The organism is Gemmatimonadaceae bacterium (assembly GCA_040882285.1).
Taxonomy (GTDB): domain Bacteria; phylum Gemmatimonadota; class Gemmatimonadetes; order Gemmatimonadales; family Gemmatimonadaceae; genus JACDCY01.
This window is the reverse complement of the sequence record JBBEBQ010000011.1, coordinates 73,698-94,895: the sequence shown is the minus strand read 5'-3', so window position 1 is coordinate 94,895 and position 21,198 is coordinate 73,698. Positions and strand designations below refer to the sequence as shown.

Here is a 21,198-nt window from a genome sequence, read left to right as displayed (position 1 = left end):
ATCGCGCCGTCCGGCCGGCTTCGGCTGTCGCCGAAACCGGCCGCCGGTCACCCCCGTAGTTGGGTGGTACCTCTCACGGAGTCGTCATGCGTTTCAGCGTGCTTGGCAAGTTCCTGCTCGGGATCGGAATATTCTTCGCCGGTGCCGCGGCGGTCGGACTGCTCCTCGGCTTCGTCCCATGGCTAGCTCCGTTCATAGTCGGCCTGGTCTTCTTCAAGTTCATCTTCGTCCTGGCGGCGATTCTCATGCTGGCCGGGGGCGTCGCGTGGTACTACGCGTGTCAGAACCCCGAAGTCTGACGCATTAGCCGCGCAGCTCGAACACGAATCGCTGCTCCACCAGTTGCCGCACAGGCCTGCCTCCGACACGCGCCGGCCGGTACCGCGCGCGACGCAGGTAGCTCCGCACAGCCGCGGTGAACTCATGGCTGGTGGACTCGAGGATCACGACGTCGCTCTCCACGCGACCGCGCGAGTCCACGATGAACCTCGCCCTGACCACGCCCGAGAGCGCCAGCCTGATTGCGCGCTCCGGATACTCGGGCCCGGAATTGGAGAGCGCAGCGGCCGCAATCTCCACCTCGCCCACTTCGTACGGCCCGCTGCGCGCCGACTGACCGGCGTCGAGTGACACCGGGCCATCCACGGCGCTCGCAGACGGCTCCGCGGGCGCGGCCGCCGACGGGTCGGCGAGCGGCGCGTCCACGGCCGGGATGCTGACCGGCGTGATGGTCGGAGCCGCGACAGCCTTGGCCGGAGCGGCAGCGGGAGTGGTCCGTTTCGGTAGGACGGGCTGCGCTGGCGGAGCGCTTGGCACGACCGTAGCCGGGCGCTGCTCCGGCACGAAGTAGACGCGCGGGTCGGGGACCGGCTCGCGCTCGACTGCGGGCCGCGTCGTGGCGTACAGCGCGGCGAGCACCACGGCCACGTGGACCGATATGCTCAGAAAGGAATGCACTCCTGTGGTCGTGTGCCCGGTGTGTGCCGACTCGATGAGATGCATGGTGCGCACGGTCGTCTCCTTGTTGGTGCTACACAGTAGACGCTCCCGCCCGATTTTCGTGCACACGAATAGATGAAGATTCGATGAAGCCGGCTTAATGAAGATTGGGTTAAGGTGAGCAAGAATCGGATAGCCGGCCCTTCGTCAGGGTCATAGCTTCACCTGCATGTCAGCCGTCGCCAACGGGCGAAATGGAGTAGGAAGAACGGAGGGCTCGGCCGCCGAGCGCCTCGCCCGCAGGGCACAGGCATATCTGGACGAGCATCCGACCAGGCGGATCACGCTCGCCGCACTGGCGCGGAAGGTCGGCGCGAGCCCGTCACACCTGCAGCGCACGTTCAAGCGGGCCGTGGGACTCTCGCCCGCGGAATACGCGCGCATGCAACGCCATCAACAGTTCAAGTCCGCGATGCGGAATGGAAAAACCGTGAGCGAAGCCACGTACGAAGCCGGATTCGGCTCGAGCAGCAGGGCCTACGAGAATGCGGCGGGAGCGCTGGGCATGACGCCCGCGGCGTACCGCAAGGGAGGGGACGGCATGGAGATCCAGTACGCGATAACGCGCTCGCCGGTCGGACTGATTCTCGTGGCGTGGACGTCGCGCGGATTGTGCTCGGTGAAGATCGGCGATTCCAAAGACGCGGTGACCGCGTCGCTGCGAAGCGAGTTTCCCAATGCAGGGCTCAAGCGCGCTTCGGAGTTCTCGCCGTTCGCGGCGGCGATGCTCGAGCATGTGACCGGGGACCGGCCGGAGATCGACCTGCCGCTGGACATTCGCGCGACGGCGTTTCAGCTCCGCGTATGGCGCGCGCTCAAGCAGATTCCCTACGGCGAGACGCGCTCGTACAGCGAGGTGGCCGCGTCGATCGGGGCGCCGCGGGCCGCGCGCGCGGTCGCCCGGGCGTGCGCCACGAATCCGGTCGCGCTCGCAATTCCGTGCCACCGCGTCGTGCGCAACGACGGGTCGCTCGGGGGATACGGCTTCGGTGTGGAGCGGAAGGAAGTCCTGCTGGCGACGGAAAAGCGGACGGCCGGGCGGAGGAAAGCCTAATCGCGGTTGGATGCGCCATCGCGGGAGATTTCGTCGTATCCTTCATTCATGGATGTTTCGGCCGTAGCGGCCCAACTCTCGTCCAATCCGGCGCTCGCGATCCCGCTGCTCTTCGCGGCCGGCGTGCTGACCAGCCTCACGCCGTGCGTGTACCCGATGATTCCGATCACCGCGGCGATCGTCGGCGGCAACACATTGAGCGGCCCGCCGTCGCGATTCATGGCCGCCGGTCTGACGTTCTCCTACGTAATCGGGCTGGCTCTGGTGTACGCCGCGCTGGGAACGATCGCCGGGCTGACGGGCTCGCTGTTCGGCTCGATCAGCACCAATCCCTGGCTGTACTTCGGCATGGCGAATCTGCTGGTGTACGCGGCGCTGGTGATGCTCGACGTGGTTCCGTTGCCGATCCCGCGCTCGCTGATCGCGCGCGCGGCCGGCGTCGGCGGGGGCGGCCGCTACTCCGCGGCATTCGGGATGGGCGCCGCGTCCGGTCTGGTCGCGGCGCCGTGCTCGGCGCCCGTGATGGCCGCCGTGCTCACCTGGGTCGGCACGACGCGCAGCGGCGTGCTGGGATTCGTCTATCTGTTCGCTTTCTCCCTCGGCATGTGCGCGCTGCTCGTGGTTGTCGGGCTCTCGACCGGCCAGGCGGCTCGTCTCCCGAAGGCCGGAGCGTGGATGGGGTGGGTCAAGCGAGGCTTCGCGGTGATCATGTTGGGCGTTGCGGAGTATTATCTCATACAGATGGGACGACTCCTTATTTAGCTAACAGCCAATAGCCAACAGCTAACAGCAAACAACCCCCACGTTACGAGCGCAGATAGAATGAGTGCAGCAGCTGTTCGATCCGCCTTGATCGCCGCGGTTTGCGCGACCCTTCTCATGGGCGGCGCCGCGCGGGCGCAGGACTTCGGTTTGCCCGTGGGGTCCAGGGCTCCCATCGCTTCGGTCCAGGCTCTGGACGGGAGCACCGTCTCGCTCGCGCAGTACGTCGGGAAGGGGCCGGTGCTCATTCAGTTCTGGGCGGCGTGGTGCGCGACCTGCCGCCAGCTCATGCCGTCGTTCGAGCGCGCGAAGCGGATGTACGGGACGCGCGTGAAGTTCGTCGCCATCGCAGTGTCGGTGAACGAATCGCTCGAACGCGTCCGGCGCTACTCCGCCGCGCACAAGTTCACCCACCAGGTTCTGTACGACGCGAGGGGCGAGGCGGTCGACAGGTTCAACGTCCCCGCGACGTCCTACATCGTCGTGCTCGACCGGCAGGGGAGGATCGTGTACACGGGCGTCGGCGGAGACCAGGATCTCGTAGCGGCGGTGCGGAAAGCGTTGTAAGCGATGCCGGTGAAGGAAATGCCACTGGGGTCGTTCACAGGAGCGTCCTAGCGCAGCGTAGCTCCAGTGAATGACCTCAGTGGCATTTCCGCGTGCGAGACGCCGCCTACCCGGAACTGTCGGCGGGCAACGGCGCGATTCTGTCGAGTACGTCGTCCAGCTCCTTGTACGACGCGGCCGACAGCACGCGGAACGGCCGCGCGGAATACGCGACCTTGCCCTCGGGGTCGATCACGTACAGCGAGCGGTCGTCCATCCGGCGCGCGGGGTCGAATGCGCCGTACAGCGTCCCGACGGCCCCGTCCGCATCGCTGCCGAACAGGAACTGGAAGGAGCTCTCTCGCGCCCACGCCGCCAGCGTCGTGTCGGCGTCCGCGCTGATGCCGAGGAGGACTATTCCGCGGCCGTTGTTGAAGATCGTGGCGTACTGATCACGGTACGCCTCCATTTGAATCGTTCAGCCGCGGGTTCGGGCCTGAACGAAGAATGCGAGCACGACCGTCTGCCCCCGGAACTGCGACAGCCGGACGGGCTCGGCCAGCTGGCCGTAGCGTGTGACCGCGGGCAGCGAGAAGCCGGGCGCCATCGAGCCGACTTCCGGGCCTGGTCGTGGTGCCGGCGCCGCCGCGGGCGCCGGAACGGCGGGCGGCTGCTGCGCGGGGACCCCACCAGGCGCGCAGCCGAACAACGCGGCACCCAGCGCGAGCGGAAACGAGCTGCGGATCGAGCTTCGTCGCATCATGAGCCTCGGAGTAATCCCACACCGAAATATTACGCGAAGGCTCAGCGCGCGGCCAGCGACCGTTGCTTCCGCAGAAGGCGCTGTGCTTCCTTCACGGTTATCCGCTCGAACCTCATGCTGTCACCCGGCATTCGCTGCGCCAGCTCGGCGATGTCAACGGAAGCTACGACGCCGATCTTCGGATAACCGCCGACCGTCGGACCGTCGGGCATCAACACAATGGCGCTCGCGCCGTCGGGGACCTGAATGGCGCCGACGCACGCGGGCTCGGAGATCCCGCTCCGATCCGGCGCATCCGGATCGGCATGCGCCTCGCGCGTGAGCCGGTAGCCCGTGCGGTTCGAGGTTGGCGAGAGCGTGAACTCGCTCGCCCAGAACCGCTCCGCGAACCCTTTGGTGAAAGCGGACGTGTTCGGCCCCTCGATCGCCCTGATCGGCCGCATTTCCCGCGAGTCACGCAACGACCGGCTGCTCGCCGGTCGCGGCTTGCGTTTCCTCCTGCCAGCGGCGCCGATCGCCAGCACGTCGCCCGCGCGAAGCCGCCTGCCGTCTAGCCCTCCGAACGCCGCGGGAAGGTACGTGGAGCGGCTGCCGAGGACCGCGGGCACGTCGATCCCGCCGCGCACGGCGATGTAGGCGTACGATCCGCGCACGAGACGGCCGATCGCCAGCTCGTCGCCGGGAGCGAATTCGACGGCGCCGTTCGTGGCCAGTACGGCGCCGTTCCGCGTCAGCTCGATCTCGGCGCCCGCGACGGCAACGATCACGCTCGTGGAGAACCGCACGATCCCACCGGCGAGAGCCCACTCGATCGCGGCCGCCGTCCCCGGATTTCCCACGAGCGCATTCGCGCGCGCGAGCGAGATCGGGTCCATCGCGCCGCACAGGGGAACGCCTTCCGCGCGATAACCGCGTCTGCCGCCATCCTGGATCGTGGCGAACCCGGAGATTCTCCTGATCGTGAGGCTCACCCGACGGGCTCGAATTTGACGCGGTCGCCCGCGCGCAGCAGCGCGGGCGGATCACGCCGCGGATCGAACAGGAGAAGATCGGTAGTGCCGATGAGGTGCCAGCCGCCCGGCGTCTCGTGCGGATACACTGCGGTCTGCGAGCCGGCGATCGCGACCGAGCCGCGCGGGACGCGCGCGCGCGGCACCTCGCGGCGTGGCAGCCGCAGCGCGGGATCGAGGTCGCCAAGGTACGCGAACCCGGGCGCGAAGCCCATCATGTATGCGTAGTACTCGACGGTTGAATGGCGAGCGATCACTTCGTCGGGGGCGAGCCCCGTTGTTTCGGCGACCGCGGCGAGATCCGGCCCGTCGTATCGGACGGGGATCGTTACGAGCGCGCCGGCGGCGTGCCCGGGCTCGCCGGGTAGCGGAGCTTGCACGATCTTCCGCAGGCGGCTCTTCATCTCGTTCATGCTCACGGCCGACGCGTCGTAGTGCACGGCGAGCGAAGCGTATGCGGGGACCACGTCGATCACGCCGGCGAGCCCGGCGGTACTAATGGCGTTGGCGCAGGCGTGCACACGGCGATTCACGTCACGCTCGACGGCAGCGCCCAGCGTGAGCAGGATCGCGCCGTCGCCGAGGGGCGCGAGCTCGGGCGAGCGGGCGCCGCGAGTCATGCCGGATGCACCGGAGCGATCGTCACTCCCGCATTCTCGAGGCGCGCGCGCACCGAGCGCAGCAGCGCGACCGCGGCCGGATTGTCGCCGTGAACGCAGAGCGTATCTGCTTCGATCCGCATGTCCGTGCCGTCCGCCGCGGTCACCATGCGAGCCAGCACCATGCGCTCGGCGCGTGCGGCTGCCTCCGCCGGTTCGCTGATCACGGCGCCGCGAGCTGCGCGCAGTGCCAGCGCGGTGGGCGAATCATATGCGCGGTCCAGAAACGCCTCTCTTGCCACGCCGAGTCCGGCCGCTGTGGCGGCTCGTGCCAGCTCGCTCCCGTCCATGCACATGACGACTAGGCTGGAATCGAACGCAACTACTGCGCGCGCGATGCTTTCGGCGGCGCCGGGATCGCCCATGGCGCGGTTGTACAGCGCGCCGTGCGGCTTCACGTGGCTGAAGGCCGCTCCGGCTGCCGCGCACGCGGCGGCGAATACGTCGAGCTGGCCGAGGATCAATTCGCGGATCTCGGCTGGCGTAGCGCCGGTTTCGATCCGGCCAAAGCCGCTGCGGTCGGCGTAACCGGGGTGGGCGCCGACGGAGATCCCCCGCTCGAGGGCGGCGTCGATCGTCGCGCGGATGGTCCGCTCGTTGCCGGCGTGGGCGCCGCACGCGATGCTGGCGGACGACACCAGCGCGAGCAGCTCCTCGTCGGAGCCGCAGCCTTCACCCAGATCCGCGTTCAGGTCCACAGTCGGCACGACACAAACTTTGTCGTTGGGAAACCCGCCCGCCATCGGCTCGTAGGAATGGCAGCGTGTGGCCGCTCGGGGGCCCTGCGTGGTAGGTTTTGGCTCCGTTCCAGGAGGAACATCGATGGCCACCGCCACGCTGCCTCTAGCCAACAGCCAACAGCCAACAGCCAATAGCCCTCTTTGGCCGCTGTACGCGACGTTGTTCGCTTCAGCCGCGATCGTGGTCGGTCTCATATGGGACATCTCCTGGCACCGCACGATCGGCCGGGACACATTCTGGAGCCCGCCGCACGTGCTCGAGCAGGTTGCCGCGCTGATCGCCGGATTGAGCTGCGGCTGGCTGGTGCTCCGTACCACGTTCGGCGGTGATCGACCGGCGAAGCAGAGCTCTATCCGCGTCTGGGGCTTTTACGGCCCGCTCGGCGCGTGGGTGTGCATCTGGGGCACGGCGATGATGATCGCGTCCGCGCCGTTCGACAACTGGTGGCACAACGCGTACGGGCTGGACGTGAAGATCATCAGCCCGCCGCACATGGTGCTCGCGTGGGGGATGATGGGCATTCAGGTCGGCGCGATGCTGCTGGCCGTCTCCGCGCAGAACCGCGGGGCGCACGACCCGCGGCTGAAGCTCATCTACGCCGCGAGCGCGGGCATCCTGCTCACGATGTTCGCGACGGTGATCGTGGAGGACGCTGGCTTCGGCAACGAGATGCGGTCGCCGATGTTCTACCGGATGACGGCGATAGTGATTCCGGTCGCGCTGATCGGCACGGCCCGCGCCAGCGGGCTGCGGTGGCCGGCGACGACGGTCGCGGCGATCTATACCGCGCTCATGCTCGTCATGATCTGGATTCTGCAGCTCGTGCCGGCGACGCCGCTGCTGGCGCCGATCTACAACCCGGTGACGCGGATGGTTCCACCGCCGTTTCCGCTGCTGCTGATCATTCCGGCGTTTCTCCTCGACCTCGTCCTGCCGCGCACTCGTGCGATGAAGGATTGGCTCCTCGCCCCGCTGCTCGGAGTGGGGTTCGTGGTGGTGATGGTCGGCGTGCACTGGTACTGGTCGGAATTTCTGCTCTCGCCCGCGGCGCGGAACTGGTTCTTCGCCGTGGACAAATGGGACTACACGAATCGCCTCGGGCCGTGGCGGTACGAGTACTGGAACACGGTGGCGGCGACTGGATTCGCGCGGAGCATGGGGTGGACGCTGCTCGCGGCGACTATATCCTCGTTTCTCGGTCTCCGGATCGGCAGGGCGATGTCCAGGGTGCAGCGGTGACGCGTTTGCTGTCGCGCGCGCTTGGCGCGTTCGCATTCGTGCTGATCTGCGCCGCGCACATCGGCAGCCCCGACACCTGGTTCGAGGGCAACGCGGGTCCGTACCGACTGCTGGTTCACGTGAGCTCTCCCGGAGTGGTTCCGGCGATCGCGGACATCTCCGTCAGAGTCTACGACTCGGCGCGGGAGGCCGGCCGCGTCGCGGTGACTGCGAGCGTGAACAAGTTCGACGCCGCCGGCGCGCCACCGCCCCCGGAGCAAGCCATTCCCGTCGCGGGCGATCCGGAGCTGTACGCGATCTCGCTGTGGGTGATGTCCGGAGGATCGAACAGCGTCACGATCAACGTGTCCGGCGCGAAGGGAGCGGGCAGCGTCATCGTGCCCGCTGTATTCGTAGCTTCCCGCAGGTTGTCGCTGGACGGGCCGCTCGCGACCGGTCTCGCGCTGGTCGGGCTCGTGCTCTTCGCGGGAATCGTGAGCATCGCCGGCGCCGCGGCGCGCGAGGCATCGCTCCCGCCGGGCACACCAGTGGACGCCGCGCGGCGCAGGCGCGGCCGCATCGCGCTTGGCGCCGCGGCCGTAATTCTGACTCTGGCGCTCCTTGGTGGCCGCGCCTGGTGGCGCGCGGAAGACGCGGCGTACCGGCGATCCATCTACCGTCCCATGCCGGCGGCCGCGAGCGCGACGGACTCGAGCGCGACGGACTCGAGCGCGACGGACTCGGCCGCGGCGAGCACGATCGAGCTGCGCATCACCGACAGCGCCTGGGTCGCGAGCAGGAACGAGTCGCTGCCGCCGGGAAGGAGTCGTGGCGGGTTCACGCCGCTGATTCCCGACCATGGCAAACTCATGCATATGTTCGTCGTGAGCGACGACCTCCGCGCTTTCGCGCATCTGCACCCTTCGACGTCCGACACGGTGATCTTCACCGCGCGGCGGCCGCCGCTGCCCGGCGGACCCTATCACGTGTACGGCGACGTCGTCCACGAGAGCGGCTTCGCCCAGACGCTGACAGCGCCGCTCGTGCTGCGGCCGCAGACCGCCGAGCCCAGCTCGGGATCGCGGGGCGACGATTCGTGGCACGTCACGGTCGTGCCGGCGACGAGCGGCGTGACTTCGTCGCGGGAGACGATGGTACGCTGGGATCGCCCTGTCGCGCCGCTGGTCGCCGGCCGGCCGGCTCCGCTTCGGTTCACGATTACGGATCTCGAGGGGAATCCGGTGGAGCTGGAGCCTTACATGGGCATGGCTGCGCACGCGGTGGTCATGCGCGACGACCGGTCTGTGTTCATCCATCTGCATCCGTCCGGGACCGTCCCCATGGCGGCCAAGCGCAGCTTCGATCTGCGGACGGCGAGCGACACTGTGCCCGGAACGCTATCGCGCCGCGTTACCGCGACCGATTCAGCGGCTTCGTCGACGCACGCGGGGATGACTCTGGGCAACGTGGTATCGTTCCCGTACGCCTTTCCCAGCGCGGGCCAGTACCGCATCTGGGTCCAGGTCAAACGCGCCGGCCGAGTCGTTACCGGCGCGTTCGACGCCGAAGTGACAGCGGACGAGCGACCGGCGGGTGGCTAGTCACTGATCACTAATCACTAATCACTAATCACTAATCACTAGTCACTAGTCACCAGTCACCAGTCACCGCCCCTACCGCCCGAACCAGTACGTCGCCTTGATGGCGAACACGTTCTCCGGCGCGGCGCGGAACAGCCCGGATACGTCGCGGCCGAGCTCGAAGTCGCCCGCCGGACCTTCAGTGAACCTGCGCTGCTGCCACACGAAGAACAGCGCCGACCCGGGACGATACTCCCAGCGCACCACGGCGTTCCCCAGCACCGCGCGTTCGTGAAAGTCCGGATCTCCGAAGGCAATCACGCTTCCCGGAGCTGGGAACGCGGCGTAGCCGCCGTCGCTCGTGCGGACCAGCGTGCCGTCGGATTCGGAGAAGCGGTCAAAGTCGCGGGTGCGCGGCCGGCTGAGGCCGCGGAAGTTGCTGTACGCGCCCGTCGCCACGAGCGGCTGCAGGAACATTTGCAGAGACAGCTTCGGCGAGAAGGTCCAATCCACGCGAGTCTCCAATGACAGCTCGTGGTACAGCAGCTCGCCGAAGACGTAGCGCCGGCCGTAGGTAGACGTCGCGGCAGCGTCATCCGCCTGCGTTATGTACTGCGTGGCCCGCCGCTCCCGCTCGAACTGGGGAGAGAAGCTCAGGCGCAGCGCGGAAGTCGGCCTGATGTTGAACTCCAGCTCGTATTCGCCGCCGCGCGAGCCGGCGTCGTCCGAGAAATGGCTGTATTTGGCCCGAATCGCATAGATCCGCCGCTCATCGGTCTTGAGATTGAGCTCGAGTCTCCGGGCCGCCGGCTGCAGCATGATCGGACCGCCCCGGGTGAGCCGGTCGTCGTACGCCTGCCGCGCCAGAATCCCCTTCAAGCTGAACTCCCAGAAGTTCAGAAACCGGCCTTCCGTCACGAAACCGTAGTAGTGCTGGGTCTTGTCGCCGTCGGAATTGCTGTTATAGCCGTTGAAGGTCGCGAGAAAGTAGTTCCGAAGAATCCTGCCGGGAGCGTCCTCCTTGTACGCGATCACCGAGGACGCGGCGTGATACGCTGTGAGCGAATGGAATCCGACGTCGTTCGCCTCGAATCCCGGGCTCACTCCCTGATAAGTGGCGCTTCCGATCCAGTGCTTTCCGGAGTTCTTGGCTACGGCCACCTGCGCGCCCGTACCGTGGAGGGAGCGGCGACCCGGATCGAAGCGATCCGACTCCAGATCCGGGCGCTGGAAGTAATGCACCGGCGATAGCTGCGTGCGCGCGATCGCGACGGGAGCCCCGAACACGGAGCTGCGGGCGACCGCGCCGTCGAGGCTCCACTCCCGTTGCTTCCAGCTGTGAGTGAAATCGAGTCCGGCGAGGTACGAGTCTCTCCGCAGCAGCTCGGCCAGAGCGGGATCGTCGAGATCACGATTTACCGCGGTCAGCAGCGTCCCTACAGTGGTGTTTCCCTCGCGGAAGTTCTGCTGCACCCGGCCCACGAGAAAGTTCGTCATCGGCTCTACCGGCGCCGTGCCGCGCGCGCCGGAGGCGTCGGCGAAGCGTGCCCGCTCGCGAGTCGTGACGGCATCCAGTACGCCGACGGACAGGCCACGGGAGGTCTTTCCCGTGACCTTGGCGGCGCCCGCGATCGTCGCCTCGTCGGGCGAGTCCACATAATCGTGGCCCGTCAATCGCCGCTGCGGCTCGCGCCCGATCCGGCGGGAATGGAAGAACGTGGGAAACGAGAACGAATTGTTCGTCCGGATCCTGCCGAACTGAAAGATGTCCGATCCCTCGATGAAGAACGGTCGCTTTTCCTCGAAGAAAAGCTCGTTGGCGGAGAGATTCACCCGTGCCGGATCGACTTCGACCTGGCCGAAGTCCGGATTGACCGTCGCGCTCAACCGCATGCTGCTCGTCAGGCTGTACTTGAGGTCGGCGCCGAAGTTCGTGCGGTACTCGCTCGAGCCGCGGAACGGGTCGCCGGGGGCCACGTGGAGATACTCGGCGCGGGCCGTGACGTACGGCATCAGCTCGAGATTCCGCGTGCGCGGCAGGCCGCGCAGACCGGTCAGGTCGCCCCACGCCTGCGGACCGCCGGGAAGCCGCTTCGGCGTGAACGCCAGCACGGCAATCTCCCCTCTCCGCGCGATGTCCCGCCTGACCTGGATACCCCAGGTCGTATCGGCCGGCCCCACGTTGTAGCGCAGCTGCGAGAAGGGAATCCTGAGCTCGGCGGTCCACCCCGCGGAGTCGATCGTCGTCGCGGATTCCCAGACGGCGTCCCAGGAGTTGTCCTGACCCCAGCCACCGCTGCCGGGAGCGAGCCACGCCGCGTCGCGCACGGCGCCGGCCGGGGTGATCCGGAAGACGAATCCCGTGAGCCGGTCGAGATACGTGTCCATGTAGATCTCGACGAGATCCGCTCCGAAGATCGGCTCGTCGCGCCGCGCGAGGCGGGACCGGATACCGCCGGGCTCGGAATCGAACATGCGCAGGCCGAGGTAAATCGCGTCCCTGTCGTACAGGATCCGCAGCTCGGTCCGCTCCGACACCGGCTGCCCTTCGAACGGATCAGTCTGCCGGAAATCCGTGTACGCCGGCGCGGCGTCCCATGCCGGCTCGATGAGTTTGCCGTCCACGTGGATGCTTCCATCCAGCGAGGTAGCGCGCAGCACCGGTCGCGGCTGCTCGGCGACGATCTGCGGGGGAGCATCGGTCTGTTGCGCCCATACGGGCCCGGCAAAGCAGAAGGCGAGAGCTAATAGTCGGAGCATCAGCGCTTGTTTCGAGGGACGATGGCGGGAGCAAAGGGCTCCCGTCTCGCAGGGAAAACTAGCTACGTGCAGCCTGTACCCGGTGTACGTCCGGCGGGCTCGCTCGGTTTCGGCGAGGGGCGCACTCGCATAGCTTCTCATGCAGCACGTCGCACGCAGCAAGCAGCGCACGTTTCCGCTCTCTCCCGCTACCGCCTGTGGCCACACAACCGCCTCGCCGCATCCAGCCGGAAAAAAAGCCGATCGATTACTCCCGGGCGTGGAGCGAAGCGCGACAGCTGATCTGGAGCCATCGCCGCCCTCTGGCGATCGGCATGGCGCTCATGCTCGTGAACCGGTTCGCCGGCCTCGTGCTGCCCGCGAGCTCGAAGTACCTGATCGACGACGTGATCGGGAACCGGCGGGTGGAGCTGCTCGTGCCGCTGGCGCTGGCCGCGGGCCTGGCCACCCTGATCCAGGCGGCGACCGGATTCTCGCTGTCGCAGGTCGTCAGCGTCACCGCGCAGCGGGCGATCACCGACATGCGCCGCGCGGTCCACGCCCACGTGCTCCGGCTGCCCATCGCGTTCTTCGACTCCACCAAGACGGGAATCCTGATCTCGCGGGTGATGACCGACGCGGAGGGAATCCGCAACCTGGTCGGCACCGGACTGGTGCAGCTGACGGGCGGTCTAGTCACGGCTGTCATCGGATTGATCGTGCTGTTCAATCTGAACTGGCAGCTCACGCTCGGCATGCTGTTCATCCTCGGCGCGTTCGGCGGGATGATGGCTGTGGCGTTCGGGCGGATCCGTCCGCTGTTCCGCGCGCGGGGGGAGCTGAACGCGGACGCCACCGGGCGCCTGGCGGAATCCCTCGGCGGAATCCGGATCGTAAAGGTGTACGTCGCCGAGGAACGCGAGGAGCGGATCTTCACGGAGGCGGTCGAGAAGCTCTTCCGGAACATCGCGCGCACCATCACGGGCACTTCCGCCGTGGGCGCCGGGGCGACGGTGATCGTCGGCGCGATCGGCGTGCTGATGATAATCGTGGGAGGGCGCGCGATTCTCGGCGGCACGATGACGCTCGGCGATTTCGTGATGTACATCTTCTTCGTGGGGCTGGTGGCCGCGCCGCTCATTCAGATCGCCTCGATCGGAACGCAGATCACCGAGGCGTTCGCCGGTCTCGACCGCATTCGCGAGCTGCGGCAGATGGCCAGCGAGCAGGCCGAGGATTCGACGCGCGAGCCGCTGCCGGAGGTAAGTGGCGAGGTCGCGTTCGAGAACGTCTCCTTCGCGTACGTGCCGGGGCGGCCGGTGCTGAAGGACATCTCCTTCGTCGCGCCCGCCGGGTTCACTACGGCGCTCGTCGGGCCGAGCGGATCGGGGAAGAGCACCCTGATCAACCTCGTGATGGCGTTCAATCGTCCCGACCGCGGCCGGGTGCTCGTGGACGGGCGCGACCTGGCGAGCGTGCGGCTGCTCGACTATCGCTCGCAGCTCGGCGTCGTGCTGCAGGACAATTTTCTGTTCGACGGAACGATCAGGGAGAACATCGCCTTCTCCAAGCCCGACGCGACGGACGAGGAGATCCGGGCGGCGGGCCGCATCGCGCATTGCGACGAGTTCGTGGAGGAGTTCGAGCTCAAATACGACACGATCGTCGGCGAGCGCGGCGTGAAGCTGTCCGGCGGGCAGCGGCAGCGCGTCGCCATAGCGCGCGCGATCGTGGCCGATCCGCGGATTCTCATTCTGGATGAAGCGACATCGAGCCTCGACAGCGAGAGCGAGGCGTTGATTCGCGACGGTCTGCGGTCGCTGCGTCACGGACGGACAACGTTCGTCATCGCGCACCGGCTCTCGACCATCGAGAGCGCGGACCAGATCCTGGTGCTCGACGGCGGCCACCTGGTGGAGCGAGGGACGCACGCCGAGCTGATCGAGATGGACGGCCGCTACCGGCAGCTGTACGACAAGCAGTATGGAATCGAGCGGGACCGGTTCATCAATCCCGGGGAGGACTTCACGCCGGAAGAGCCGTCGCCGTTGGAAGGGATGGGCGGGGTGGCAACAAGAGGGCCGCTGTAATGCGGAAATGGCCCTGCGTGCTGCGCGCTGCGCGCTGCGCCCTGGAGAGATTGTTCCAAGGATGAAGCATCGGTTTTTCACGCTCGACGTTTTTACCGACACGCCGCTCGCGGGAAATCAGCTCGCGGTGTTTCCCGACGCGGAGTCGATACCCGACGACCGGCTCCAGGCGATCGCGCGCGAGTTCAATCTCTCGGAGACCGTGTTCGTGTATCCGCCGGGGGATTCGCTGAACACAGCGCGCGTGCGGATATTCACGCCCGCAGTCGAGCTGCCATTCGCCGGTCATCCGACCATCGGCACGGCGATTCTTCTCGCCGCGCTACAGCGCGTCGCACGGCGCGGTGGGAAGGCGCGGGTCGTCCTGGAGGAAGGTGTGGGCGCCGTGCCGGTTGAGGTGCGCTTCTCCGGCGCGGTGCCGACTTGGGCACAGTTAACGACCGCGCGACTCCCGGAGGGCGGCGCGCCGGCTCCTGGGGCCGTGGAATTGGCGGAGGCGATTTCGCTAGAGCCCGTACACCTGGACTCCGAGATGGAGTCCGCCGCGTTTTCCTGTGGCGTTCCGTATCTGTTTGTGCCACTGCGCAATCGCGCCTCGCTCGCAGCAGCCAATCCCGACCTCGGTGCCTGGCGGGAGGCGCTCGGCGATTACTGGGCTCCGGACCTCTTTCTTTTTACTCGCGACGCCGAACTGCCCGGTTCCGATTTTCGCGCGCGGATGTTCGCGCCTCTGCTAGGCGTCCCCGAAGATCCCGCCACCGGCAGCGCGGTTGCCGCGTTTGCAGGTTACCTGGCGGCGAGCGAAAGGCTCTCCGACGGGCGGCACAATTGGCGAATCGAGCAGGGTTTCGAGATGGGGCGGCCAAGTATCCTCGAGCTCGAATGCGACGTGCGCGGCGGGATCGTCTACACTGTTCGTGTGGGCGGAAATGCAGTGATCGTCAGTCAGGGCGAGTTCAGCCTGGCCTGACCCGGCACGCAGCACGCAGCACGCAGCACGCAGCACGCAGCACGCAGCGCAGTTACTGCGCGTACCGCAGAATGTCGTACAGGTACTTCACGCCGAACGCGATGTTCTCGAGTGAGATCCGCTCGTTGTTGCCGTGGACTCCCATGCGGTTCTCGCGCGTTTCGACAAGAAACGGGTCGACGCCGTAGGTGAGGATCCCGGCCGCCTGGTACGTGGGCCGGTCGGTCGCTCCGTTGAGCAGCGGCGTCGTGACGAACACATCGGGCCGCCGTTCCAGCGCGGCCCGCTCGATCGCGCGCACGATGGGACTCTCCAGCGGACTTTCCAGCGGCGCCTTCGGCTCGATCAGCGTGCTGAAATGGACCGCCGTGTCGTTCACCACCCGCTTGAGCATCGCGAGCACGGTGTCGCGGTTGTGGTGCGGGAGGATGCGGATGTCGACTTCCGCCGTCGCTTCCGGCGGGATCACGTTGGTCTTGTTGGACCCGGCCAGCACCGTCGGCGTGATCGTGATGCGGAGATAGGCGTTCCAGGTGGGATTGTCGAGGATCCATGCACGCGCGGTCGAGTCGTCCAGCGCGCGGCGGACGTCCGCGAGCCAGCTGCGCTGCGGCTCGTCGTATGTTCGCGAGATGTCGCGGAAGTACCGCTCGACACCGGGCGTCACCTCGAGCGGCGTCTCGAACGTGCCGAGGCGGTGTACCGCCTGCACGAGCCGCGGCACGGGGTTCTGCTTCGTCGGCATCGAGCCGTGCGACGGAACGCCCTTCACCGTGAGTCTCTGCCAGAACGTGCGCTTTTCGGCCACCCCGACGCTGAAATGAATCAGCTTCCCGTCTTCCACCAGGTTGTTCGTGCTCTCCGTGAGCACGTACTCCACGTCGCGGATCAGATCCGGATGGCGCTGGACGAAGACCACGGCGCCGGTCGAGCCCAGCTCCTCGTCGGCGTTGCCGATGAAGACGATGTCGCGGTTGAGCGGCACCCCGCTCCGCTTCAGCGCGATCAGCGCCATCAGCTGGGCGATGCCGTGTCCCTTCATGTCCAGCGCGCCGCGGCCCCACAAGTATCCGTCGCGGATCTCGCCGGAGAACGGCGGCACCGTCCAGAACGAAGGCGTGGCCGGCACCACGTCGATGTGATGCACCAGCGCTATCGCCTTCTTCGATCCGTTCCCCTTGAGCCGCGCGTAAATGTTCGCGCGGCCTGATCCCAGCTCGGCGGTGTCCAGCACCTGGACCTCGAAGCCTTCCCGCTCGAGGATGTCCTTGAGGTAGAGCGCGCCGGCCAGCTCGTTCCCGGGCGGATTGCTGGTGTCGATTCTCAGGTAGCCCGCCATGATCCGCGTGGTCTCGTCGGCCAGCGCGGGCCAGTCGATCGGGCGGGTGCCGACGGGTGCCGGCGCCCCAGGTCGTTGCGCGGGGAGTGGGGCGCATGCGAGCGCTACGACCGAGAAGCAGAACGCAAGGCTACGGGCAAACGGGCGCGCGGAGAAAATCATTGGGAGGCCATGACTGGGGACAGGCGACGCGAGATTTGGAAACCTCGGAAGGGACGGGAGGAAAGGCAAGCGGTGAGCGTTGTGCGTTTACCGTAAAACCGTTGTGCGTGAGGACGTGGAGGCGGTGGGAACTGCTCGGCCCCCCGCCGTTCACGTCCTAACGCACACACAGATAAACGGTAAACTCACAACGCGCCCCGCAGTCTTATCCCGGTCGCTGATCTGGGGCTATCTTCTGCCGCCCATGCCAACTTCGACCGTTGACCCGACCACGGGCAGGATTCCCGGAGAGCCGTATCTCCATGCCGTGGCCCCGAAGTCGCGCGTCGACCCGGTGGACCTGCTTCGCGGCATCGTGATGGTCATCATGCTGCTGGACCACACTCGCGACTTCACGCACTGGGGAGCGCAGCAGTTCGATCCCTCCGACCTCACGCGAACGAGCACGGCGCTGTTCTTCACCCGCTGGATCACGCACTTCTGCGCGCCGGCATTCGTGTTTCTCGCCGGCACCGGGGCCTACCTCCAGCTCTCGCGCGGCAAGACCAGGGCGCAGCTCTCGAAGTTTCTCTGGACACGCGGGCTCTGGCTGATCCTGCTCGAGTTCACCGTCGTCCGCTTCGGCGTCTTCTTCAACGTCGATTACACCTTCCTGGGCGTGGCGCAGGTGATCTGGGTGCTGGGCTGGTCGATGATCGTGCTGGCCGGGTTGATCCACCTGCCGCTCAGGGTCGTGGGTGGATTCGGCGTCGCGATGATGCTGCTGCACAACCTGCTCGACCCGTTTCAGGTCGCGCAGTGGCAGGGCCCTGCTTCGCCCGTCCCCGACGCGGCCTCGAAGCTGTGGATGGTGCTGCATCAGCAGGGCGCTTTTCCGGTGGCCGGCTTTCCGTCGCCGATCGTTTACGTCGTGTATCCGCTGATCCCCTGGGTCGGTGTGATGGCTGCTGGCTATGCGCTCGGAGCGCTGTACGACATCGACCCGGACCGGCGGAGGGGCATCCTCCTGCGTCTGGGTCTCTGGCTCACCGCAGCGTTCATAGCGCTTCGCGCGTTGAACTTTTATGGCGATCCTTCGCGCTGGTCGGAGCAGAAGTCGGCCGTCTTCACCGCACTCTCATTCCTGAACGTCACGAAGTACCCGCCGTCGCTGCTGTTCCTGCTCATGACGCTGGGACCGGCGATGCTCGCGCTCTGGTGGTTCGAGCGCCCCATTCGCACTGCGCTCGGCCGCGCGCTGATAACCTTCGGCCGCGTGCCGCTGTTCTTCTACATATTGCAGTGGTACACGGCCCATCTGATTGGAATCGGGCTGCACGTCGCCGCGGGGAGGCCGGTTCCCGGCCCGCCCGGCTTCGGTCCGCCGCCGGCGAACTTCGGCTTCGGTCTCGGTGTCACATACCTGGCATGGATCGCGGGCACACTCCTCCTCTACCCGCTCTGCCGCTGGTACGCCGGCGTGAAGGCGCGCCGCAGGGACTGGTGGCTGAGCTACCTCTGACTTTGCTTTGATGGAGCTTCACGCAGCGTCTTTCTCAGGAGAACACGGCTTGTGACTCAAAAACGCAGGGACTTTCTCAAGGCGATGTCCGCCGTTGCCGTCGCGAACGGGGCGATCGGCAAGGGGTTCGACCCCGAGAAGCTGTTCGCCGGAATCACGCAGACAGCCACCCCGAGCGTGGGCGATCCGCTGTTCCGCGAGCTGGCGATGGTCGGACTGGAGGCGGCGAGGGGAGCCGGCGCCGAGTACGCCGACATCCGCATCTCGAACCGCAACGACCAGGGCATCTTCACGCGCGAGCGGCGCGTCCAGGGAATGCAGTCGAGCGAGACTTTCGGCTTCGGCATTCGCGCGCTGGTGAACGGCGCCTGGGGCTTCGCGGCGAGCAGCCGCCTGACCCGGGACGACGTCGCGGCCACGGCGCGGCAGGCCGTCGCGCAGGCGCGGGCTAACCGCGTGGCGCAGCTCAAGCCGCACGTGCTCGCGCCGGTGACATCGGTGGGAGACGTGGAATGGAAGAGCCCCGCGCGGATCGATCCGTTCACGGTTCCGATCGAGGACAAGGCGCAGCTGCTGCTCACCGCCAACGCGGCGGCGATGCAGGTGCAGGGCGCGCGCTTCGTGACCTCCAACATGTTCTTCATGAAGGAGGAGAAGACGCTCGCGACTACGGACGGAAGCTTCATCGTCCAGACGATCATCCGCTCGCAGCCCGGGATGAACGTGACGGCGGTGGACCAGTCGCGCGGCGACTTCCAGTCCCGCAGCTCGACCGAGGTGCAGCCGCACGGCAAGGGCTACGAGCACGTGCTCGACGCGAAGCTGGTGGATAACGCGCCGAAGTGGGCGGAGGAGGCGGTGCAGAAGCTGAGCGCGAAGCCGGTCGAGGTCGGCCGCTACGACCTGATCCTGCATCCCACGCACCTCTGGCTCACGATCCACGAGTCGATCGGCCATCCGACGGAGCTGGACCGCGCGATGGGCTACGAGGCGAACTACGCCGGCACGAGCTTCATCGCGCCGCCGGAGGATTTCCTCGGCAAGTTCAAGTACGGGCCGGAGTTCATGAACGTGCAGGGCGACCGCTCGCAGGAAGGCTCGCTCGCGCAGGTCGGCTGGGACGACGAGGGCGTGAAGCCGGAAGACTTCATGATCATCAAGAACGGAATCTTCAACGATTACCAGACCACGCGCGAGCAGGCGATGTGGCTGGACTGGTGGTACAAGCAGAACGGGCAGCCCACGCGGTCGCACGGCTGCTCGTACTCGCAGTCGTGGGCGGACGTGCAGTTCCAGCGTATGCCCAACGTGTCGCTGCTCCCCGGCGAGCAGGACATCTCGTACGAGGACATCATCGCGGCGACGGATCGTGGCATCGCGATCGTCGGCGACGGCTCCTTCTCGATCGACCAGCAGCGGTACAACGCGCAGTTCGGCGGGCAGGTGTTCTACGAGGTGCGCGGCGGGAAGATCGTCGGCATGCTCAAGGACGTCGCGTATCAGATGCGGACGCCGGAGTTCTGGAACGCGATGGACATGATCGGCGGGAAGAGCTCGTACATCCTCGGCGGCGCATTCAACGACGGTAAGGGTCAGCCGAGCCAGTCGAACGCGGTGAGTCACGGCTGTCCGCCGACCCGCCACAAGCAAATCAACGTCATCAATACCGGGAGGACCGCGTGAGCAAGCCCAGATCACTGTACGCCCCCGCGGGCTTTCTCACCCGCGAAGAGTCGGAAGCCATTGCGCGGCGCGCGCTGGCGGCGGCAAAGGCCGACGAGACGCGAGTAATAGTCAGCAGCGGCGCGCGGGCCAACACGCGCTTCGCCGAGAACCAGGTGTCCACGTCCGGCGACAACTACGACGCCGAGATCACGGTGCGCAGCGTCTTCGGCAAGCGAGTTGCGAACGCGAATACCAACAAGCTCGACGACGCGTCGCTGGCGGCGGTGGTGGCGCGGTCCGAGGCGCTCGCGCGTCTCGCGCCCGAAGATCCGGAGCTGATGCCCGAGCTGGGACCGCAGACTTATGGCACGCGGCCGGAGCCGTCGCAGACGGAGACGCCGACGCCGGCGCAGCGCGCGGCCGCGGTCCTGGCGGTGTCCGAGCCCGCCCGCGCGGCGGGATTGATATCCACCGGATACATGCAGTCGAACGTCGGATCCTTCGCCATCGCCAACAACAAGGGGCTGTTCGCGTACAACCGCGGCTCGTCCGCCGCGATGTCGACGACGGTCCGGACGCCGGACGGCACCGGCTCCGGCTGGGCAGGCAGCGCGCACGACGAATGGAATGACCTCGACGCGGCGACTCTCGGTAGGCGCGCGATTGACAAGGCCGTGCGATCGCGCAATCCGGTAGCGGTCGAGCCGGGCCGTTACACCGTGATCCTCGAGCCGACGGCGGTTGCCAACCTCGTGCAGCTCATGGCGTTCTCCCTGAACGCGCGCAGCGCCGATGAGGGGAGATCGTTCTTCTCGAAGCCGGGCGGCGGCAACAAGAACGGCATGAAGGTGGTGGACGAGCGCGTGACAATCGTGTCCGACCCGATGGACCCGGCTGGACGCGGAGGTCTGTTCACGGGTGAGGGACTTCCGACGGAGCGTATCGTGTGGGTCGAGAACGGCGTCGTGCGGAACCTCAACTACGACAGGTTCTGGGCGCAGAAGCAGGGAGTGAGCCCCACGGCGAGCTCCGGAGTTCTGCGCATGAGCGGAGGCAACTCGTCCATCGAGGAGATGATCGCGAGCACGCAGCGCGGAATTCTCGTCACGCGGCTGTGGTACATCCGCGGCGTGGACCCCAGGACGATCCTGTTCACGGGTCTCACGCGCGACGGGACGTTCCTCGTCGAGAACGGCCGGATCACCCGGGCGATCAAGAACTTCCGCTGGAACGAGTCCCCGGTCTTCATGCTCAACAACATCGAGGCGATGGGCACGCCGATGCGCGTCAACTCGAGCGAGAGCGGCCAGGGCGGGGGAGTGGTGATCGTGCCGCCGATCAAGGCGCGCGACTTCAACTTCACGAGCCTCAGCGACGCGGTGTAGTCAGTAAAGGTTTCG

Annotated in this window: 19 protein-coding genes; 11 read left to right on the top strand and 8 right to left on the bottom strand. The window is 66.9% G+C overall.

The genetic code is table 11. The features are described from left to right. The first annotated feature begins 86 nt into the window (after positions 1-86). A complete protein-coding gene (locus WEA80_08025) occupies positions 87-299 on the top strand; it encodes a hypothetical protein (GenBank protein ID MEX1186524.1) in 213 nt (70 codons plus the stop codon). A gap of 4 nt (positions 300-303) precedes the next feature. On the opposite strand, the gene WEA80_08020 is transcribed toward WEA80_08025, so the two are convergent. Next, a complete protein-coding gene (locus WEA80_08020; GenBank protein MEX1186523.1) occupies positions 304-1,002 on the bottom strand; it encodes a TonB family protein in 699 nt (232 codons plus the stop codon). 166 nt (positions 1,003-1,168) lie between these two features. On the opposite strand from WEA80_08020, the gene WEA80_08015 reads away from it, so the two are divergent. The 3 genes from WEA80_08015 to WEA80_08005 are packed head-to-tail and all read left to right on the top strand — an operon-like array spanning position 1,169 to position 3,382. After that, positions 1,169-2,053: a methylated-DNA--[protein]-cysteine S-methyltransferase gene (locus WEA80_08015; protein ID MEX1186522.1), complete on the top strand. Its 885-nt coding sequence runs from the start codon at positions 1,169-1,171 to the stop codon at positions 2,051-2,053. 48 nt (positions 2,054-2,101) lie between these two features. Then, entirely contained in the window at positions 2,102-2,815 is a 714-nt protein-coding gene (locus WEA80_08010; GenBank protein MEX1186521.1) for a cytochrome c biogenesis protein CcdA, read from the top strand. Between the two features lie 60 nt (positions 2,816-2,875). Beyond that, positions 2,876-3,382 (top strand): TlpA disulfide reductase family protein, encoded by a 507-nt coding sequence (locus WEA80_08005; GenBank protein ID MEX1186520.1) that lies wholly within the window; start codon positions 2,876-2,878, stop codon positions 3,380-3,382. 106 nt (positions 3,383-3,488) lie between these two features. On the opposite strand, the gene WEA80_08000 is transcribed toward WEA80_08005, so the two are convergent. The 5 genes from WEA80_08000 to WEA80_07980 are packed head-to-tail and all read right to left on the bottom strand — an operon-like array spanning position 3,489 to position 6,500. Beyond that, positions 3,489-3,830, bottom strand: coding sequence for a redoxin domain-containing protein (locus tag WEA80_08000; protein ID MEX1186519.1), 342 nt, complete (start codon positions 3,828-3,830; stop codon positions 3,489-3,491). A 9-nt stretch (positions 3,831-3,839) separates the two neighbouring features. Further along, positions 3,840-4,121 (bottom strand): hypothetical protein, encoded by a 282-nt coding sequence (locus WEA80_07995; GenBank protein MEX1186518.1) that lies wholly within the window; start codon positions 4,119-4,121, stop codon positions 3,840-3,842. Positions 4,122-4,165: 44 nt separating this feature from the next. Then, the gene (locus WEA80_07990) at positions 4,166-5,095 is read right to left on the bottom strand and encodes a biotin-dependent carboxyltransferase family protein (GenBank protein ID MEX1186517.1); all 930 of its coding nucleotides are present in this window, start codon (positions 5,093-5,095) and stop codon (positions 4,166-4,168) included. Further along, a complete protein-coding gene (gene pxpB / locus WEA80_07985; protein MEX1186516.1) occupies positions 5,092-5,754 on the bottom strand; it encodes a 5-oxoprolinase subunit PxpB in 663 nt (220 codons plus the stop codon). Before pxpB ends, WEA80_07990 begins: the two co-directional genes overlap by 4 nt. Next, the gene (locus WEA80_07980) at positions 5,751-6,500 is read right to left on the bottom strand and encodes a 5-oxoprolinase subunit PxpA (GenBank protein MEX1186515.1); all 750 of its coding nucleotides are present in this window, start codon (positions 6,498-6,500) and stop codon (positions 5,751-5,753) included. Before WEA80_07980 ends, pxpB begins: the two co-directional genes overlap by 4 nt. 115 nt (positions 6,501-6,615) lie before the next feature. Between WEA80_07980 and WEA80_07975 the strand changes: the two genes are divergently transcribed. Both WEA80_07975 and WEA80_07970 read left to right on the top strand, forming a co-directional pair. Continuing rightward, complete coding sequence (locus WEA80_07975; GenBank protein ID MEX1186514.1) at positions 6,616-7,773, top strand: hypothetical protein; 1,158 nt, start codon at positions 6,616-6,618, stop codon at positions 7,771-7,773. Beyond that, the gene (locus WEA80_07970) at positions 7,770-9,353 is read left to right on the top strand and encodes a hypothetical protein (GenBank protein MEX1186513.1); all 1,584 of its coding nucleotides are present in this window, start codon (positions 7,770-7,772) and stop codon (positions 9,351-9,353) included. Before WEA80_07975 ends, WEA80_07970 begins: the two co-directional genes overlap by 4 nt. Positions 9,354-9,425: 72 nt before the next feature. Here WEA80_07970 and WEA80_07965 read toward each other — a convergent pair whose 3' ends face one another. Beyond that, positions 9,426-12,092, bottom strand: coding sequence for a DUF5916 domain-containing protein (locus WEA80_07965; GenBank protein MEX1186512.1), 2,667 nt, complete (start codon positions 12,090-12,092; stop codon positions 9,426-9,428). A 197-nt stretch (positions 12,093-12,289) separates the two neighbouring features. Between WEA80_07965 and WEA80_07960 the strand changes: the two genes are divergently transcribed. After that, positions 12,290-14,161 (top strand): ABC transporter ATP-binding protein, encoded by a 1,872-nt coding sequence (locus WEA80_07960; GenBank protein MEX1186511.1) that lies wholly within the window; start codon positions 12,290-12,292, stop codon positions 14,159-14,161. A 61-nt stretch (positions 14,162-14,222) separates the two neighbouring features. Beyond that, positions 14,223-15,131 (top strand): PhzF family phenazine biosynthesis protein, encoded by a 909-nt coding sequence (locus WEA80_07955; GenBank protein MEX1186510.1) that lies wholly within the window; start codon positions 14,223-14,225, stop codon positions 15,129-15,131. A 52-nt stretch (positions 15,132-15,183) separates the two neighbouring features. On the opposite strand, the gene WEA80_07950 is transcribed toward WEA80_07955, so the two are convergent. Further along, positions 15,184-16,632, bottom strand: coding sequence for a M20/M25/M40 family metallo-hydrolase (locus tag WEA80_07950; protein MEX1186509.1), 1,449 nt, complete (start codon positions 16,630-16,632; stop codon positions 15,184-15,186). 244 nt (positions 16,633-16,876) lie between these two features. Here WEA80_07950 and WEA80_07945 point away from each other — a divergent pair, with 244 nt between their 5' ends. From WEA80_07945 to WEA80_07935, 3 genes are read left to right on the top strand one after another with little or no spacing between them, the layout of a single operon-like run. Then, positions 16,877-18,133, top strand: coding sequence for a heparan-alpha-glucosaminide N-acetyltransferase domain-containing protein (locus WEA80_07945; protein MEX1186508.1), 1,257 nt, complete (start codon positions 16,877-16,879; stop codon positions 18,131-18,133). Between the two features lie 51 nt (positions 18,134-18,184). Then, the gene (locus WEA80_07940) at positions 18,185-19,816 is read left to right on the top strand and encodes a TldD/PmbA family protein (GenBank protein MEX1186507.1); all 1,632 of its coding nucleotides are present in this window, start codon (positions 18,185-18,187) and stop codon (positions 19,814-19,816) included. Then, positions 19,813-21,183 (top strand): TldD/PmbA family protein, encoded by a 1,371-nt coding sequence (locus WEA80_07935; protein ID MEX1186506.1) that lies wholly within the window; start codon positions 19,813-19,815, stop codon positions 21,181-21,183. Before WEA80_07940 ends, WEA80_07935 begins: the two co-directional genes overlap by 4 nt. Positions 21,184-21,198 lie beyond the last annotated feature (15 nt).